We start from the raw sequence: 17,172 nt of genomic DNA on the forward strand, positions 1-17,172 counted from the left end.
CCGCTCCCCGCCGGCATCCCCCACCAACCCCCCCCCCCCCGGGGCCCCGGCGGCGGGGGCCCACACCTCCCCCCCCCCCCTCCCGCCCCCCCCACACCCCAACCCGCGGGCCCCCCCCAACGGGGGCCCCGCCGCCGTTGTGCTGCGCAGGGTCTCAGGCGTCAGGCGCGGGGCACATCGCCGCCCGACGCCGCGTCGACCACCGTCCGGTCACCGAGCGGGGCGTCCAGGGTCACCGTCCGGGTCAGCTCCTTGGCGATCATGATGCAGACCTTCTTCTCGGCCGGCTGCGACTCCGTCACCGTCACCCGCACCGTCTTCCCGTCCTCGGTCGCGCTCGCCGCGTACTTACTGCACACCCCGCCCCAGAACGTCACCGACAGGGTTCGCCCGTCGGCGTTGTACGACAGGATCTGCCGCCGGGACTTCTCCGTGTCCCCCGGGGGCGGGGGCGTCGCCGGTGCATCCTTCGCCAGGTACGCGGGGTCCAGGGCGATCTGCGACACGGTGCCGCCCGTGCCGCCCGCGGCAGGCCGCACCGAGAAGAGCCAGGACGGTACGAGCGTCTGCTTGCCCGCCACGTACTGCTTGGTCAGTCCGAACACCGCCTTGTCGACCGTCACGGTCGTCGTCGGCCGCTCCGCCCCGGTCCGCGTCCCGCAGTGGGCCTTCGGCGACTTCAGGCCATCCTGCAGCGGTACGGGAGTGGCGCACCCGCCGACGTCCGTGCGCCCGTCCGTCCGGGACGCCGCCCCGTTCAGCTGCTTCAGCGCCTCGCCCGCGCTGATCACCGGATAGCTGTCACCCTTCTCCAGGCCCTTCAACTGCCCACTGCCGCCGACCACTTCACCGCCCGAACCCACCTGGATCCCGGTCGACCAGCCGTAGGTGGGAAGTCCGTCCACCACCGGGTCGGCGTTCACCACCCGTACGGAACCCATGAGTTGACGGGCATCGAGGGCGGCGTCGTCCTGCCCCACCGCCTTCAGGACCGGTGCCGCGGCAGCCCTGGCGACACTCTCGCTCACCGGGGAGCCGCTGCCGCCCGGGGCCAGTTTCCTGCTCGAACAGACCGTGGTGCTCTCGCAGTTGTCCGTACCGCCGGAGCCGTACCGCGCGAAGCTCCAGGTGCCCGGAGCCTGCTTGTTCACCCGGAGGACCGGGTTCGAGCCGTCCCCGTCGGACCCCACCTTCCAGGATGCGCCCTCCGCCCGCGGTGTGCCCTGCACCCCCAGCGCCTTCGCCAGCCGGGCCACCTCCGTCGCGGAGACGGTCCCCTCCGCGCGCTGCACCGCGGCAGTACGCGGCCCCTCGGGCAGCTTGCCGGACGCGCGGTAGACCACCTGACCGCCGTGCGGATCGGGCTCGCCGGGCGCGATGCCGGGTGGGATGCCCGGCGAGGACCCGTCGGGCGCCGTCGGGTCGCCCGTACGTTTGTCCAGGGTGAGCAGGGGAGGGGTGCGCTCCCCGCTGCCACTGCTCCCGCCCTCCCCGTCCGCGGCGGTCGCGGCCCAGTACGCACCGCCGCCCCCGGCCAGCAGTACTGCCGCCGCCACCGAGGCCACGGCGAGCGGTGAACGCCGCCGGGGGCCGGTCGCATCGTTGTCGGGTCGCTCGGTGCTCACCGGATCGCTCCTTCGCCTGCATCGCCGTCACAGGCCGTCACCCGGCCTGCCGTCCGTCCCGCGGGTGGGGACAACGGTGGGACGGGGCACAGGAGCGCACGGTTCCCTCGGGGGTGTCGGACGCGTCGGTGCCGGTCCTCAGTCGCCGTAATCGGCCATGGCGTCGATCAGCCGGGCGGAGGCGGCAGGCACGGTGACCCCGTGAATCAGGGACGGCGCCACCCGAACGGGGGCAGACTTCGCGGGGACCACCCAGTGCGGAGCCATCCGCGCGCAGTCACCGCGCAGCTCGGCCAGGCTGATCTCGGACTCGCGTGGGGCGATGTGGTTCGACATATCCGCACCGTAGGCACCGCACGCCTCAGGAAGAAAGCCCTACTATCGGGTAGTTTTCCCCCCTTCAGGACGAGTGCGGGGAACGGGTAGCGTGAACTGTCACGCCGCCCCGGGAACGCAGTCACCCGTTCCCCCCGATCTCCGCAGGAGCAGTCTCCCCGTGCGAATCGCAGTCACCGGCTCCATCGCCACCGATCACCTCATGACCTTCCCCGGCCGTTTTGCCGACCAGCTGGTCGCGGATCAGCTGCACACGGTCTCGCTCTCCTTCCTGGTCGACAACCTCGACGTGCGCCGGGGCGGTGTCGCCGCCAATATCTGCTTCGGCATGGGTCTGCTGGGCACGAACCCGATCCTGGTCGGTGCCGCGGGCTCCGACTTCGACGAGTACCGAGCCTGGCTCGACCGCCACGGCGTCGACACCGGTTCGGTACGGATCTCCGAGGTCCTGCACACCGCTCGGTTCGTCTGCACGACGGACGCCGACCACAACCAGATCGGCTCCTTCTACACGGGCGCGATGAGCGAGGCCCGGCTCATCGAGCTGAAGGCCGTCGCCGACCGTGTCGGCGGCCTCGACCTCGTCTCGATCGGCGCCGACGACCCCGAGGGGATGCTCCGCCACACCGAGGAGTGCCGCTCCCGCGGAATCCCGTTCGCCGCGGACTTCTCGCAGCAGATCGCCCGGATGGACGGCGACGAGATCAGGATCCTCCTCGACGGCGCCACGTACCTCTTCTCCAACGAGTACGAGAAGGGGCTCATCGAGTCCAAGACCGGCTGGAGCGACGAGGAGATCCTGGCCAAGGTCGGCCACCGGGTCACCACGCTGGGCGCCCGCGGTGTCCGGATCGAGCGGGTCGGCCAGGAAGCGATCGAGGTCGGCTGCCCGGAAGAGGAGATCAAGGCCGACCCGACCGGTGTCGGCGACGCCTTCCGGGCCGGTTTCCTCTCCGGTCTCGCCTGGGGCGTCGGCCTCGAGCGCGCCGCCCAGGTCGGCTGCATGCTCGCCACCCTGGTGATCGAGACGGTCGGCACCCAGGAGTACACCCTGCGCCGCGCCCACTTCATGGACCGCTTCAACAAGGCGTACGGCCACGACGCCGCCGCCGAGGTCCGCGCGCACCTGGGCTGAGCCGAAGAAGAACCTCAGGTCAGCCGGCGGACCACATAGGCCGAGCCACGGTCCGCCGGCTCCTCGCCCACGTACTCCTGCTCGCGCATCGCGCACCAGGCCGGGATGTCCAGGCGCGCCGCCTCGTCGTCACAGAGCACGGTCACCGTCCCGCCCAGCGGTACCTCGCCGATCACCTTTGCCAGCTCGATCACAGGGATCGGGCAGCGCTTCCCGAGGGCGTCGACCACCAGGGACGCGGTCACGGCAGGGGAGAGGGGTGCGGAAACGGGAGCCCCCACCCTCTCCCGTACCTCTGCCACCACCCGCGGCAGCACGTCGAGGAAGCGCTCGACCTCCTCGTCCGCGGTGCCGGTCGGCAGCGACACCCGTACGTTCCCCTCCGACAGCACCCCCATCGCCCTGAGTACATGGCTCGGTGCCAGCGTGCTGCTGGTGCAGGACGAACCGGATGATACGGAGAATTCGGCCCGGTCCAGTTCATGGAGCAGTGTCTCTCCATCGACATAGAGACAGGAGAAGGTCACCAGATGCGGCAGCCGCCGCACCGGATCGCCGACCACCTCCACATCGGGCACCAGCTGCGGCACCCGGGCCCTGATGCGGTCCACCAGGGTCCGCAGGCGCACGGACTCCGCCGCCGCCTCCGCCCGCACCGCCCGCAGAGATGCGGCCGCGGCCACGATCGCCGGAAGATTCTCGAACCCCGCGGCCCGCCCCGACTCCCGCTCGTCGGCCGGTCCTTGAACCGCGAACCGCACCCCCTTGCGTACCGCCAGCAGCCCGACACCCGAGGGCCCGCCCCACTTGTGCGCGCTGGCCGCCAGCAGCGACCAGCCGTCCGGCACCGGCCCCCAGCCCAGCGACTGCGCGGCATCCACCAGCAGCGGCACCCCCGCCGCCCGGCAGACCTCCGCGACCTCGGCCACCGGCTGTTCGGTGCCGACCTCGTGATTGGCGGACTGCAGACAGGCCAGCGCGGTGTCCTCGCGCAGCGCATCCGCGTACGCCCCTGCACTCACCGCTCCCGACCGGTCCACCGCGACCTCGAAGACCGATCCGCCCTGCGCCTCATGGGCGGCGGCCGAATGGAGCACCGACGAGTGCTCCACCGCGGAGAAGACCAGATGGCGGCCGACACGCCGACGCCCCGCGAGGGCCCCGGAAATTCCGGAGTGCACCGCCCGCGTACCCGAAGGAGTGAATGTGAGCTCGTCCGGACGGCACCCGACAGCCTCCGCAGCGGCCTCCCGCGCCGCGTCCAGCAACAGCCGGGCCCGCCGCCCCTCGCGGTAGAGCCTGGCCGGGTCGGCCCACCCCTCGTCCAGCGCGGCAAGCAGCGCCTGGCGAGCGACGGGGTGCAGGGGGGCGGAGGACGCGGCATCGAAGTAGGGCACGCGGCCACGCTAGCCCGCGCCGGGCCCGCACCCGGGGACGGGCCGCCCGCCCAGCCAGGAGAGGGGGCGTCAGATGGCGGCCGGAGGCCCGTATTCCACCCCTTCGGGGTGCCGGACGGCGCGTTGGGCACCCTCCCCGCGCGACCCCAAATAGCGTCCAGTAGGGTTTGGTCCGCATAAACATCCAAACCCCTGCCCGCGTCAGGGCGGCGACCGACCAGAGAGACGGCCGCGCCGAACGCGCGGGCGAGACTCTCGGGAAGGCGCTACGTGAGTCCCAACGGCTCCGACCGCTCGTCGCGGCGCCCGATGCGGCGGAAGCTGCCGCAGGTGCTGACTGCGGGCCTGATCCTGGCGACCGCCACCGGTTGCACATACAAGGACTTCCCCCGCCTTGGTATGCCCACGCCGGTAACGGAAGAGGCACCACGGATCCTTTCCCTCTGGCAGGGCTCGTGGGCGGCAGCGCTCGCCACGGGCGTGCTGGTCTGGGGCCTGATCCTGTGGAGCGTCATCTTCCACCGGCGCAGCCGCACCAAGGTCGAGGTTCCTACGCAGACCAGGTACAACATGCCCATCGAGGCGCTGTACACCGTGGTCCCTCTGATCATCGTCTCGGTGTTGTTCTACTTCACCGCGCGCGATGAAACGAAGCTCCTCTCGCTCTCCCCGAAGCCTGCCCACACGATCAACGTGGTCGGCTACCAGTGGAGCTGGGGCTTCAACTACATCGAGAACGTGGACGGCTCCACCGCCACGGGCAACGAGATCCCCAAGGAGCTCGACGCCATCCCGGACAGGTTCCGGAAGGACTTCCCCAAGGGTGCGGAAGGCGTCTACGACTACGGCGTCCCGGGAACCCGGAACCCGCAGAACGGCAACCCGGGTCCGACCCTGTGGCTGCCGAAGGGCGAGAAGGTCCGCTTCGTTCTGACTTCGCGTGACGTCATCCACTCCTTCTGGGTGGTGCCGTTCCTCATGAAGCAGGACGTCATTCCGGGCCACACCAACGCCTTCGAGGTGACTCCCAACCAGGAGGGCACCTTCATGGGAAAGTGCGCCGAGCTCTGCGGCGCCGACCACTCCCGGATGCTCTTCAACGTCAAGGTCGTCTCCCCGGAGCGCTACCAGGCGCACCTCAAGGAGCTGGCGAAGAAGGGCCAGACGGGCTACGTGCCGGCCGGCATCGAGCAGACTGACCCGGCCAGGAATGCGGAGACGAACAAACTGTGAGCATCCTCAACGAACCTCAGGGTGCCGCGGCAGCAGACGACTCGTACGAGGACGAGCTGCCGGTCCGGCGGAAGCAGCCGGGAAACGTCGTCATCAAGTGGTTGACCACCACTGACCACAAGACGATCGGCACGATGTACCTGGTCACATCGTTCGCGTTCTTCTGCATCGGCGGTCTGATGGCGCTCTTCATGCGCGCCGAACTGGCCCGTCCCGGCACGCAGATCATGTCGAACGAGCAGTTCAACCAGGCGTTCACGATGCACGGCACGATCATGCTGCTGATGTTCGCGACGCCGCTGTTCGCCGGATTCGCGAACTGGATCATGCCGCTGCAGATCGGCGCGCCCGATGTGGCGTTCCCGCGGCTGAACATGTTCGCGTACTGGCTGTACCTCTTCGGCTCCATCATCGCGGTGGCCGGCTTCCTCACCCCGCAGGGTGCGGCGGACTTCGGCTGGTTCGCCTACTCCCCGCTCTCGGACGCCGTCCGTTCGCCGGGTGTCGGTGCCGACATGTGGATCATGGGTCTGGCCTTCTCCGGCTTCGGCACGATCCTCGGCTCGGTCAACTTCATCACCACGATCATCTGCATGCGCGCCCCCGGCATGACGATGTTCCGCATGCCGATCTTCGTCTGGAACGTCCTGCTGACCGGTGTGCTGGTCCTGCTGGCCTTCCCGGTCCTCGCCGCCGCGCTCTTCGCGCTGGAGGCGGACCGCAAGTTCGGTGCGCATGTATTCGACGCGGCCAATGGCGGCGCATTGCTCTGGCAACACCTCTTCTGGTTCTTCGGCCATCCAGAGGTGTACATCATTGCCTTGCCATTCTTCGGAATCATTTCCGAAGTGATCCCGGTGTTCAGCCGAAAGCCGATGTTCGGCTACATCGGTCTGATCAGCGCGACGATCGCGATCGCAGGCCTCTCCGTGACCGTGTGGGCGCACCACATGTACGTCACCGGCGGTGTGCTGTTGCCGTTCTTCTCGTTCATGACATTCCTCATCGCGGTACCGACCGGTGTGAAGTTCTTCAACTGGATCGGCACGATGTGGAAGGGATCGCTGTCCTTCGAGACACCGATGCTCTGGGCCGTCGGCTTCCTGATCACCTTCACCTTCGGTGGTCTGACCGGTGTGATCCTGGCGTCGCCCCCGATGGACTTCCACGTCTCGGACTCGTACTTCGTCGTCGCGCACTTCCACTACGTCATCTTCGGCACCGTGGTCTTCGCGATGTTCTCCGGATTCCACTTCTGGTGGCCGAAGTTCACCGGCAAGATGCTGGACGAGCGGCTCGGCAAGATCACGTTCTGGACGCTGTTCGTGGGCTTCCACGGCACGTTCCTGGTGCAGCACTGGCTGGGTGCCGAGGGCATGCCGCGTCGTTACGCGGACTACCTCGCCGCAGACGGCTTCACCGCGCTGAACACGATCTCGACGATCTCCTCGTTCCTGCTCGGCCTGTCGATGCTGCCGTTCTTCTACAACGTGTGGAAGACCGCGAAGTACGGCAAGAAGGTCGAGGTCGACGACCCGTGGGGTTACGGCCGTTCGCTGGAGTGGGCGACCTCCTGCCCGCCGCCGCGGCACAACTTCCTCACGCTGCCGCGGATCCGTTCCGAATCCCCGGCGTTCGACCTGCATCACCCGGAGATCGCGGCGCTCGAGCAGCTTGAGCACCACTCCGCGGATGACAAGGCCCTCGCTGGTGGCAAGGAGGCCGGCAAGTGAAGATCCAGGGCAAGATGTTCCTCTGGCTGAGCGTCTTCATCCTCGCCATGGCCATCACGTACGGCGTGTGGTCGAAGGAGCCGGCCGGTACCACCGCGCTGGTCCTGGCCTTCGGCCTGAGCGTCATGATCGGCTTCTACCTGGCCTTCACGGCGCAGCGGGTCGACGCCATGGCTCAGGACAACAAGGAAGCCGATGTCGCGGACGAGGCCGGCGAGGTGGGGTTCTTCTCCCCGCACAGCTGGCAGCCGCTCTCGCTGGCCGTCGGTGGTGCCCTGGCCTTCCTGGGCATCATCTTCGGCTGGTGGCTGCTCTACTTCTCGGCCCCGGTGATCCTGATCGGCCTGTTCGGCTGGGTCTTCGAGTACTACCGCGGTGAGAACCGCACCCAGTGACAGCGAGTCACCGCTCCACCTGACGGGGGGCCTGTACTTCTCCAAGGAAGTACAGGCCCCCCGTTTGGCGTGTGCTTGTCCGCCAAAAGAAGTACAAAACCCCCGTTTGCAGTCATATTGCGCGCTTATAGGGATGAATCTTCATAGCGTGTGTTCATGAACCACGCGCCGCGCTTCCGCCCCGTAGTGAGCTGCACTCTGCTGGTCGTGACCCTGGTCGCAGGTGTGACCGCCTGCGGTGGGTCCAATGGCCACCCGCTCGCGGCGAAACCGTACGACGCGGCGGACGAGATCTCCTCCAACGTCCCCGACGGCGACGAGAAGGCCGACTCCGACAAGCCGCTCGAAGTAACCGTCAACGACGACGACGGCCGGATCACGGACGTGTCGGCCGTGGACGCGATCGGCCGTCATCTGGCCGGCGAGCTCGACGCCGACGGGAAGCGCTGGCACTCCACCTCCCCGCTCGCCGCCGGCGCCCGATACACGGTCCGGGTCAGCATGGAGGACGACGACGGCGATCCGGGCAGCCGCACGCTCTCCTTCGAGACCGCCGCCGCCAAGGCCGAGAAGCTCCTGAAGGTCACCTTCGGCCCTCAGGCGGGCACCTACGGCGTCGGACAGCCCATTACGGCGGAACTCAGCGCTCCGGTCAAGGACAAGGCGTCCAGGGCCATCGTGGAGCGTGCCCTGCGGGTCCGCTCCACGCCCGCCGTGACCGGCTCCTGGTACTGGGTCGACGACAAGATCCTGCACTACCGGCCCAAGGACTACTGGCCCGCCAAGGCCACCATCGACGTCACCAGCGGCCTGGCGGGCATCAAGGTCACCGACAAGCTGTACGGAGCCCCCGCGAAGGCGCTGAAGCTCACCACGGGCGACCGTGTCGAGGCCATCACCGACGCCGCAGCGCACACGATGACCGTCAAACGCAACGGGAAAGTGATCAACACCATTCCGGTGACCACCGGCAAGCCCGGTTTCTCCACCCGAAACGGCGTCAAGGTCGTGCTGAGCAAGGAGTACTCCGTACGCATGCGCGGGGAGACCATCGGCATCTCGGAGAATTCCGACGACGGGTACGACCTGCTGGTCTACTACGCGACCCGTGTCACCTGGAGCGGCGAGTACGTGCATGCGGCCCCCTGGTCCACAGGTTCGCAGGGGTACGCGAACGTCAGCCACGGCTGTACGGGCATGAGCACCAGCCTGGCCGAGTGGTTCTTCAACACCGTGCGCACGGGCGACATCGTCCAGGTCGTCGGCAGTCAGGGCGAGACGATGACGCCGTTCGACAACGGCTACGGCGACTGGAACCTTTCCTGGGCCAAATGGCAGCAGGGCAGCGCTCTGCGGAAGAACGACACCCCGGACCGCACAGACACTTTCCAGGCGGCGCGACTGCGCCCCGAGGTCTGACCGGCCCGGGGAGTGCGCTGCCCCTCAGCGGGACTGCGGACAGAACCCCGGCAGGGCTCAGGCGTCCACGCAGTCCCTGCTGCGCAGCAGAGCGGCCAGGGCGTCCGCGAACTCGACCGGTTCGACCGGCAGGGTCACCGCGGCGTCCGCACGGCTCCAGGTGGCCAGCCAGGCGTCCTGCGGGCGCCCGATCAGCAGCAGTACGGGCGGGCAGCGGAAGATCTCGTCCTTGATCTGCCGGCAGACGCCCATGCCGCCCGCGGGCGCCGTCTCGCCGTCCAGCACACAGACGTCGATGCCGCCGTTGTCCAGTGCTTCCAGGACGGCGGGCAGGGTGGCGCATTCGAGGAATTCCACCGGTGGCACATCAGCCGCGGGCCTGCGCCCGGCTGCCAGCCTCACCTGCTCACGGGTGTTGGCGTCGTCGCTGTAGACCAGGACCGTGGCGGTCGGCTGCATTGTTCCTCCGTGACATCTGTGTCTTCGGGGCTTTCCGGGCATGAACCGATGCGCGGATCGTACTCCGCCCGATGGGCTGTCAGCACCGCCCGGGACAGCGGATTCATGGGCCGTTCGGGGAGGGCACACCCTGTTGACACACCGAACGGCACCCCCCGGAGTGAGGGCGGGATAAGGGACCGACATAATGTCGGTCGTGGCGACAGCAACGACAGTAGAAACCGGGCACGCGCACCCGTCGGTCAATCGGCCGAACCTCACCAGCGTCGGAACCATCATCTGGTTGAGTTCCGAGCTGATGTTCTTCGCGGCCCTCTTCGCGATGTACTTCACCCTGCGATCGGTGACGGGACCGGACCACTGGAAGGAAATGGCTTCGGCCCTGAACTTCCCGTTCTCGGCGACGAACACCACGATCCTGGTGCTCTCCTCACTCACCTGCCAGCTCGGCGTCTTCGCCGCGGAGCGGGGCGACGTGAAGAAGCTCCGTACCTGGTTCGTGATCACTTTCGTGATGGGTGCGATCTTCATCGGAGGCCAGGTCTTCGAGTACACCGAGCTGGTGAAGAAGGACGGCCTCTCGCTGTCCTCCGACCCGTACGGCTCGGTGTTCTACCTGACGACCGGCTTCCACGGGCTGCACGTGACAGGCGGTCTCATCGCCTTCCTGCTCGTTCTGGGCAGGACATACGCAGCCAAGAGGTTCACCCACGAACAGGCGACCGCTGCCATCGTCGTGTCCTATTACTGGCACTTCGTCGATGTCGTGTGGATCGGCCTCTTCGCCACGATCTACATGATCAAGTAACCGGGCTCGAACCCGAACCACATCCAGCATCGACGCAGAAGATCCTGACACCGGGGTAATCCGTGAAAAAGCTCTCCGCACGACGACGCCATCCGTTGGCGGCGGTCGTCGTACTACTCCTCGCGCTGGCGGCCACTGGGGGGCTGTACGCCGCGTTTGCGCCCGCGAGTAAGGCGCAGGCCGACGACACCGCCCAGTCCCTCGCCATCGATGAGGGCAAGAAGCTGTACTCCGTCGGTTGCGCCAGCTGCCACGGAACCGGCGGTCAGGGCACCACCGACGGGCCGAGCCTGGTCGGCGTGGGCTCCGCCGCCGTGGACTTCCAGGTCGGTACGGGCCGTATGCCGGCGCAGCAGCCGGGTGCCCAGGTACCGAAGAAGAAGGTCATCTACAGCCAGGCCGAGATCGACCAGCTCGCGGCGTACGTCGCGTCGCTCGGCGCCGGTCCGATCGTTCCGACCAAGAACCAGGTCAGCCCTGACGGTGCGGACATCGCCAAGGGTGGCGACCTGTTCCGTACCAACTGCGCGCAGTGCCACAACTTCACAGGTGAGGGTGGTGCGCTGACGAACGGCAAGTACGCGCCCAGCCTCGAAGGAGTGGACCCGAAGCACATCTACGAGGCCATGCAGACGGGCCCGCAGAGCATGCCGTCCTTCCCGGACACGACGATGCCCGAGCAGCAGAAGCGGGACATCATCGCGTACATCCAGACCGTGAACAGCGGCCAGTCGGAGAACCCGGGTGGTCTCAAGCTGGGTGGCCTGGGGCCGGTCAGCGAGGGCTTGTTCGCCTGGATCTTCGGGCTCGGCGCACTGATCGCAGTTGCCATTTGGGTCGCGGCCCACACCGCTAAGGCCAAGAAGTCATGAGTAGCCAAGAGATTCCAGACGAGAACCTGCCCGCTGAGCAGGACACCGCGCACGGCGCGGTAGAGGTCGCGGACGACCCGTTCGCCGACCCGGGGCTGCCGGCCCACAAGCCGCGCATCCAGGACATCGACGAACGGGCCGCGAAGCGCTCCGAGCGCGCCGTGGCGTTCATGTTCACGCTGTCCATGCTGGCGACGATCGGCTTCATCGCCTCGTTCGTCATCTTCCCGGTCGACAAGATCGTGTACATCTGGCCCTTCGGCCATGTGAGCGCGCTCAACTTCTCCCTGGGTCTGACCCTGGGCGTGGCCCTCTTCGCGATCGGAGCAGGTGCCGTCCACTGGGCGCGCACCTTGATGTCCGACGTGGAGGTCGCCGACGACCGGCACGCCATCGAGGCCGAGCCCGAGGTCAAGGCGAAGGTCCTTGCAGACTTCGCGGCAGGTGCCGAGGAGTCCGCGTTCGGCCGGCGCAAGCTGATCCGCAACACCCTGTTCGGCGCGCTGGCCCTGGTGCCGCTCTCCGGTGTGGTGCTGCTGCGCGACCTCGGTCCGCTGCCGGAGAAGAAGCTCCGCAACACCCTGTGGGCCAAGGGCAAGCAGCTCATCAACATGAACACGATGGAGCCGCTGCGTCCCGAGGACGTCGCCGTCGGTTCGCTGACCTTCGCCATGCCCGAGGGCCTGGAGGAGGACGCGGAGGACTTCCAGAACCAGATCGCCAAGGCCGCGCTGATGATCATCCGCATCGAGCCGGAGAACATCAAGGACAAGCGCGAGCGCGAGTGGGCCCACGAGGGAATCGTGGCCTTCTCCAAGATCTGCACGCACGTCGGCTGCCCGATCAGCCTGTACGAGCAGCAGACGCACCACGTGCTCTGCCCGTGCCACCAGTCCACCTTCGACCTCTCCGACGGCGCCCGCGTCATCTTCGGTCCGGCCGGTCACGCCCTTCCGCAGCTGCGGATCGGTGTGAACAGCGAGGGCAACCTCGAGGCGCTCGGTGACTTCGAAGAGCCCGTCGGTCCTGCATTCTGGGAGCGCGGATGAGTACTGCGACCACGAACACATCCGGTGCCGGCGCACCGGGCAATCGCAAGGCGCCCGCCGGTGAGCGGGTGGCCGACTGGGCGGACGGCCGGCTCGGGATCTACTCCCTGGCCAAGTCCAACATGCGCAAGATCTTCCCGGACCACTGGTCCTTCATGCTCGGTGAGATCGCCCTCTACAGCTTCATCATCATCATCCTCACGGGTGTGTATCTGACGCTGTTCTTCCACCCGAGCATGAACGAAGTCGTGTACCACGGCTCGTACGAGCCGATGCAGGGCATCCGGATGTCCGAGGCCTACGCCTCGACGCTGGACATCAGCTTCGACGTCCGCGGTGGTCTGCTGGTTCGCCAGATCCACCACTGGGCCGCGCTGATCTTCCTGGCCGGCATGTTCGTGCACATGATGCGCGTCTTCTTCACGGGTGCGTTCCGCAAGCCGCGTGAGATCAACTGGCTGTTCGGCTTCCTGCTGTTCGTGCTGGGTATGTTCACCGGCTTCACCGGCTACTCGCTCCCGGACGACCTGCTCTCCGGTACGGGTGTCCGCTTCACCCAGGGCGCGATCCTGTCGATGCCGATCGTCGGCACGTACATCTCGATGTTCCTGTTCGGCGGAGAGTTCCCCGGCCACGACTTCGTCGCCCGGTTCTACTCGATCCACATCCTGCTGCTGCCGGGCATCATGCTCGGCCTGCTGGTGGCGCACCTGATCCTGGTCTTCTACCACAAGCACACGCAGTTCGCGGGTCCCGGCCGCACCAACAAGAACGTCGTCGGCATGCCGCTGCTGCCGGTGTACATGGCGAAGGCCGGCGGCTTCTTCTTCCTGGTCTTCGGCATCATCGCCGTCATCGCGGCGATCGCCTCGATCAACCCGATCTGGGCCATCGGTCCGTACCGTCCGGACCAGGTGTCCACCGGCGCCCAGCCCGACTGGTACATGGGCTTCGCCGAGGGTCTGATCCGAGTGATGCCTGGCTGGGAGATCAACCTCTGGGGTCACACGCTCGTCCTGGGTGTGTTCATCCCGCTGATGGCCTTCGGACTGGTACTCGCGATCATCGCGGTCTACCCGTTCGTCGAGTCCTGGGTCACCGGTGACAAGCGCGAGCACCACATCCTGGACCGCCCGCGCAACGCCCCGACCCGGACGGCCTTCGGTGTCGCCTGGATCACCGAGTACATCATCGTCTTCATCGGCGGTGGCAACGACCTGTGGGCCACGCACTTCCACCTGTCGCTGAACGCCATCTCCTGGTTCGTCCGGATCTTCATCTTCGTGGGCCCGGTCATCGCGTTCGTCGTCACCAGGCGGATCTGCCTCGGTCTCCAGCGCCGCGACAAGGAGAAGGTGCTGCACGGGCGTGAGTCCGGCATCATCAAGCGCCTGCCGCACGGTGAGTTCGTCGAGATCCACGAGCCGCTCGGCCCCGAGCAGCTGCACACGCTCACCGCGCACGAGCAGTACAAGCCGGTCGAGATCGGCCCGACGGTCGACGAGAACGGTGTCGAGCGCAAGGTGCCCGCACTGCAGAAGCTGCGGGCCAGGCTCAGCAAGGGCTACTACGGCGAGGACAACCAGATCGCCAAGCCCACCGCCGAGGAGTACAAGGAGATCACCAGCAGCCACGGTCACCACTGATCGCCTGAACTGATCGCCACAGCAGGAGCCCCGTCCATCCGATGGACGGGGCTCTTCGCTGTCCGTGGCGCTAGATAGGGTGGGGGGCAACCCCTTTTATCGGCTATGGACCCCCAGGAGCGGACCATGAACGTTGTGACCCCGGTCGGCGGCGACAGCGTGGCGGACCGTTCCTGGCCCGGCGTGCTGAACCCGCTGCTGCGCGGCGAGAACCTGACCGCGGACGACACCGCATGGGCGATGGACCGCATCATGAGCGGCGAGGCGACCGATGTGCAGATCGCCGGTTTCGCGGTGGCCCTGCGCGCCAAGGGCGAGACGGTCGAAGAGGTGTCCGGCCTGGTGAGCGCGATGTACGAGCACGCCAACACGATCCACGTACCCGGTCGCACGGTCGACATCGTCGGCACCGGCGGCGACCTCGCCAAGACGGTCAACATCTCCACGATGTCGGCGATCGTCATCGCGGGTACCGGCGCCAAGGTCGTCAAGCACGGCAACCGCGCCTCCTCGTCGGCGAGCGGTTCCTCCGATGTGCTGGAGAAGCTCGGCGTCAATCTGGAGCTCAGTGCGCAGCGGGTCGTCGAGGTCGCCGAGGAGGCGGGCATCACCTTCTGCTTCGCGGTGAAGTTCCACCCCGCCCTGCGCTACGCCGCCAGGGCCCGCAAGGAGCTCGGCGCCCCGACGACGTTCAACATCCTCGGGCCGCTCACCAACCCGGCCAAGGTGCGCTCCCAGGCCATCGGCGTCGCCGACCTGCGGATGGCGCCCATCGTCGCCGGTGTCCTCGCCGAGCGCGGCAATTCGGCGCTGGTCTTCCGCGGCGACGACGGCCTGGACGAGCTGGCGACCACCGCGACCTCGCGTGTCTGGGTGGTCCGGGACGGATCGGTGCGCGAGGAGGCGTTCGACCCGCGCGACGTCGGTCTGGAGCTGGTGCCGGCACAGGCGCTGCGTGGCGCCGACGCCTCGTACAACGCGGATGTGGCCCGCCGGGTACTGGCCGGCGAGCGAGGGCCCGTACGGGAGGCCGTGCTGCTCAACTCGGCAGCGGCACTGGTCGCGCTGGACCCGACGGACGGCACGCTGAACGAGCAGCTTGCCGCAGGGATCGCGAAGGCCGCCGAGTCCATCGACTCGGGGGCGGCCCGGCAGGCGCTGGAGCGCTGGGTGGCGGTCAGCAACGCCTGAGCGGGCGGAATGTGACGCAGGGCGCGGTCCAGATCTTGGACCGCGCCTTGCGCGTTGACGCACGTATGGCAAGATGCTGGGCAGGTCATGAGTGACAGCGACTACGGCCCCGGCCCGCTGTCCGGCAACCCTCCGTCCGTGGCGGGGTGCCCCGGGTGAAGACCAGGCCGTAGGCAGCGAGGTCTGCGGCAAGCGCGGGCCCCTCGGCATCTGTGAATGCCAGCCCCCGGGGTCCTGGTCCCTAGGGAGTCTCTTGTGAGCAAGCGAATGCGATAGGGCTTGTCAGCCCTTCTCCGCACACCCTTTTTTCACCTTCTGCTGCGCTGCCGCGTATCCGCCGGCGCATGCAATTCGCCTGCCTGTTACGGGAGTTCGCCATGTCTGTCTTCACTGCTGCCGCCGACCAGTCGCTTTGTGCCCCTCTGCCGGTTCTGGGCAAGGATGTAACGGTTCCGCTGGTCACGGGCGGTGAAGTCACGTATGCCGCTCTCGACTACGCCGCCAGCGCCCCGGCCCTGCAGCGGGTCTGGGACGACGTCGCCGCGTACGCCCCGTACTACGGCAGCGTCCACCGCGGCGCCGGGTACCTCTCACAGCTCTCGACGGACCTCTTCGAGAACAGCCGCGCGACCGTCGCGGAGTTCCTCGGCTGCCGCGCCGACGACCAGGTGATCTTCACCCGCTCGACCACCGACTCCCTCAACCTGCTGGCCGCCGTCGTCCCCGCCGACTGCCAGGTCTTCGTGTACGAGACCGAGCACCACGCCTCGCTGCTGCCGTGGCGCGACGCCCGGGTGACCTACCTGAACGCCCCGCGCACCCCGGCCCAGGCCGTCGAGACGCTGGAGCGGGCACTCGTCGGCCGTGACCCCTACGGCCCCGCGCTGGTCTGCGTCACCGGCGCCTCCAACGTCACCGGCGAGCTGTGGCCGGTCAAGGAACTGGCCGCCGCCGCGCACGCGCACGGTGCCCGGATCGTGCTGGACGCCGCGCAGCTCGCCCCGCACCACCCCGTCGACATCGCAGAGCTGGACGTCGACTGGGTCGCCTTCTCCGGACACAAGCTGTACGCGCCGTTCGGCTCGGGTGTGCTCGCGGGCCGCGCCGACTGGCTGCAGGACGCCGAGCCGTACCTGGCCGGCGGCGGCGCCTCGCGCAAGGTCGCCCGCCGCACGGATGGCGGTGTGGACGTCGAGTGGCATTCCACCGCCGCCCGCCACGAGGCAGGTTCCCCCAACGTCATCGGCGTGTACTCCATCGCCTCCGCCTGCAAGGCGCTGACCGAGGCGGGCTTCGACAACCTGGTCGCCCGGGAGCAGCACCTCGTCACCGCGGTCCGGGCCGGCCTCGCCGACGTCCCGGAGGTCAAGGTGCTCTCGCTGTTCGGCGACGACGCCCCGCGGGTCGGCGTCATCTCCTTCGTGGTGGAGGGCTGGAACAGCTCGCACTTCGCCGCCGCGCTCTCCGCCGAGTACGGCATCGGGGTCCGCGACGGACTGTTCTGCGCCCACCCGCTGGTCCGCACCCTGCTGGGCAGCGACCCGCAGGAGGTCGGCGAGTGCGGCGCGCCCGAGGCCGAGCCGGGCGAGCGCTCCCTCAACGCGATCCGGGTGAGCTTCGGCGCCGGTACGCCGGACGAGCACATCGAGCGATTCGTGCGCGCGGTCAAGGAACTGGTGAGCAAGGGCGCCCAGTGGAAGTACCGCACCGAGGACGGTCGCTGCGTCCCGGACCGGGGCGCGGCGCAGCTCTGACGGGCGCGCAACACTTCGGCGGGGGACGGGCTCGGCTGCCCCGCCCCCCCCCCAGTGCGGGGCCCGGATAAGGCGGGGTGGTATACACAACAGACGCGGCCGACGCAAGGATAAGTGTAT

The 17,172-nt window shown here is 68.0% G+C and carries 15 protein-coding genes and 1 riboswitch; of the genes, 11 read left to right on the plus strand and 4 right to left on the minus strand.

Going from position 1 to position 17,172, the window contains the following annotated elements; all coding sequences use genetic code 11:
• Positions 1-161 precede the first annotated feature (161 nt).
• Together ACFVYE_RS40070 and ACFVYE_RS40075 are read right to left on the minus strand one after the other, a co-directional pair.
• The gene (locus tag ACFVYE_RS40070; RefSeq protein ID WP_389608613.1) at positions 162-1,625 is read right to left on the minus strand and encodes a hypothetical protein; all 1,464 of its coding nucleotides are present in this window, start codon (positions 1,623-1,625) and stop codon (positions 162-164) included.
• A 138-nt stretch (positions 1,626-1,763) separates the two neighbouring features.
• Positions 1,764-1,961: a hypothetical protein gene (locus tag ACFVYE_RS40075; protein WP_383971165.1), complete on the minus strand. Its 198-nt coding sequence runs from the start codon at positions 1,959-1,961 to the stop codon at positions 1,764-1,766.
• A gap of 160 nt (positions 1,962-2,121) precedes the next feature.
• Between ACFVYE_RS40075 and ACFVYE_RS40080 the strand changes: the two genes are divergently transcribed.
• Entirely contained in the window at positions 2,122-3,096 is a 975-nt protein-coding gene (locus ACFVYE_RS40080; RefSeq protein WP_383971168.1) for a carbohydrate kinase family protein, read from the plus strand.
• A 14-nt stretch (positions 3,097-3,110) separates the two neighbouring features.
• Here the strand turns inward: ACFVYE_RS40080 and ACFVYE_RS40085 are convergent, their stop codons facing one another.
• Positions 3,111-4,493: a cysteine desulfurase/sulfurtransferase TusA family protein gene (locus ACFVYE_RS40085; RefSeq protein ID WP_383971171.1), complete on the minus strand. Its 1,383-nt coding sequence runs from the start codon at positions 4,491-4,493 to the stop codon at positions 3,111-3,113.
• Between the two features lie 270 nt (positions 4,494-4,763).
• On the opposite strand from ACFVYE_RS40085, the gene coxB reads away from it, so the two are divergent.
• The 4 genes from coxB (at position 4,764) to ACFVYE_RS40105 (ending at position 9,273) form a co-directional block, all read left to right on the plus strand.
• Positions 4,764-5,726, plus strand: coding sequence for a cytochrome c oxidase subunit II (coxB, locus tag ACFVYE_RS40090; RefSeq protein WP_383971174.1), 963 nt, complete (start codon positions 4,764-4,766; stop codon positions 5,724-5,726).
• A complete protein-coding gene (gene ctaD / locus ACFVYE_RS40095; RefSeq protein ID WP_383971177.1) occupies positions 5,723-7,459 on the plus strand; it encodes a cytochrome c oxidase subunit I in 1,737 nt (578 codons plus the stop codon). Before coxB ends, ctaD begins: the two co-directional genes overlap by 4 nt.
• A complete protein-coding gene (locus tag ACFVYE_RS40100) occupies positions 7,456-7,854 on the plus strand; it encodes a cytochrome c oxidase subunit 4 (RefSeq protein WP_383971180.1) in 399 nt (132 codons plus the stop codon). Before ctaD ends, ACFVYE_RS40100 begins: the two co-directional genes overlap by 4 nt.
• Positions 7,855-8,010: 156 nt before the next feature.
• Positions 8,011-9,273 carry an Ig-like domain-containing protein gene (locus ACFVYE_RS40105; protein WP_383971183.1) on the plus strand — a complete coding sequence of 421 codons (1,263 nt, stop codon included), beginning with the start codon at positions 8,011-8,013 and terminating at the stop codon, positions 9,271-9,273.
• Between the two features lie 57 nt (positions 9,274-9,330).
• Here the strand turns inward: ACFVYE_RS40105 and ACFVYE_RS40110 are convergent, their stop codons facing one another.
• The gene (locus ACFVYE_RS40110; protein WP_383971186.1) at positions 9,331-9,732 is read right to left on the minus strand and encodes a hypothetical protein; all 402 of its coding nucleotides are present in this window, start codon (positions 9,730-9,732) and stop codon (positions 9,331-9,333) included.
• Positions 9,733-9,919: 187 nt separating this feature from the next.
• On the opposite strand from ACFVYE_RS40110, the gene ACFVYE_RS40115 reads away from it, so the two are divergent.
• From ACFVYE_RS40115 to ACFVYE_RS40140, 6 genes are all read left to right on the plus strand, one after another.
• Complete coding sequence (locus ACFVYE_RS40115; RefSeq protein WP_114244128.1) at positions 9,920-10,540, plus strand: heme-copper oxidase subunit III; 621 nt, start codon at positions 9,920-9,922, stop codon at positions 10,538-10,540.
• Positions 10,541-10,602: 62 nt separating this feature from the next.
• Entirely contained in the window at positions 10,603-11,412 is an 810-nt protein-coding gene (locus tag ACFVYE_RS40120) for a c-type cytochrome (RefSeq protein ID WP_383971189.1), read from the plus strand.
• Positions 11,409-12,461: a Rieske 2Fe-2S domain-containing protein gene (locus ACFVYE_RS40125; protein WP_383971192.1), complete on the plus strand. Its 1,053-nt coding sequence runs from the start codon at positions 11,409-11,411 to the stop codon at positions 12,459-12,461. Before ACFVYE_RS40120 ends, ACFVYE_RS40125 begins: the two co-directional genes overlap by 4 nt.
• Positions 12,458-14,107, plus strand: coding sequence for a cytochrome bc complex cytochrome b subunit (locus ACFVYE_RS40130; RefSeq protein ID WP_383971195.1), 1,650 nt, complete (start codon positions 12,458-12,460; stop codon positions 14,105-14,107). Before ACFVYE_RS40125 ends, ACFVYE_RS40130 begins: the two co-directional genes overlap by 4 nt.
• 126 nt (positions 14,108-14,233) lie before the next feature.
• Positions 14,234-15,298, plus strand: a complete 1,065-nt coding sequence (gene trpD, locus ACFVYE_RS40135; protein ID WP_383971197.1) for an anthranilate phosphoribosyltransferase — start codon at positions 14,234-14,236, stop codon at positions 15,296-15,298.
• A gap of 83 nt (positions 15,299-15,381) precedes the next feature.
• Positions 15,382-15,499: riboswitch (SAM riboswitch) on the plus strand.
• Positions 15,500-15,675: 176 nt separating this feature from the next.
• Positions 15,676-17,052: an aminotransferase class V-fold PLP-dependent enzyme gene (locus tag ACFVYE_RS40140; RefSeq protein WP_383971200.1), complete on the plus strand. Its 1,377-nt coding sequence runs from the start codon at positions 15,676-15,678 to the stop codon at positions 17,050-17,052.
• The last annotated feature ends 120 nt before the right edge of the window (positions 17,053-17,172 follow it).

This window comes from Streptomyces sp. NPDC058239, assembly GCF_042882185.1.
GTDB lineage: Bacteria > Actinomycetota > Actinomycetes > Streptomycetales > Streptomycetaceae > Streptomyces.

Excerpts from the sequence above, each read along its gene's own strand:
- ACFVYE_RS40140 (WP_383971200.1), top strand. The coding sequence starts at position 15,676 with ATGTCTGTCTTCACTGCTGCCGCCGACCAGTCGCTTTGTGCCCCTCTG.
- ACFVYE_RS40075 (WP_383971165.1), bottom strand. The coding sequence starts at position 1,961 with ATGTCGAACCACATCGCCCCACGCGAGTCCGAGATCAGCCTGGCCGAG.
- ACFVYE_RS40105 (WP_383971183.1), top strand. The coding sequence starts at position 8,011 with ATGAACCACGCGCCGCGCTTCCGCCCCGTAGTGAGCTGCACTCTGCTG.
- ACFVYE_RS40130 (WP_383971195.1), top strand. The coding sequence starts at position 12,458 with ATGAGTACTGCGACCACGAACACATCCGGTGCCGGCGCACCGGGCAAT.
- ACFVYE_RS40125 (WP_383971192.1), top strand. The coding sequence starts at position 11,409 with ATGAGTAGCCAAGAGATTCCAGACGAGAACCTGCCCGCTGAGCAGGAC.
- trpD (WP_383971197.1), top strand. The coding sequence starts at position 14,234 with ATGAACGTTGTGACCCCGGTCGGCGGCGACAGCGTGGCGGACCGTTCC.
- ACFVYE_RS40110 (WP_383971186.1), bottom strand. The coding sequence starts at position 9,732 with ATGCAGCCGACCGCCACGGTCCTGGTCTACAGCGACGACGCCAACACC.
- ACFVYE_RS40115 (WP_114244128.1), top strand. The coding sequence starts at position 9,920 with ATGTCGGTCGTGGCGACAGCAACGACAGTAGAAACCGGGCACGCGCAC.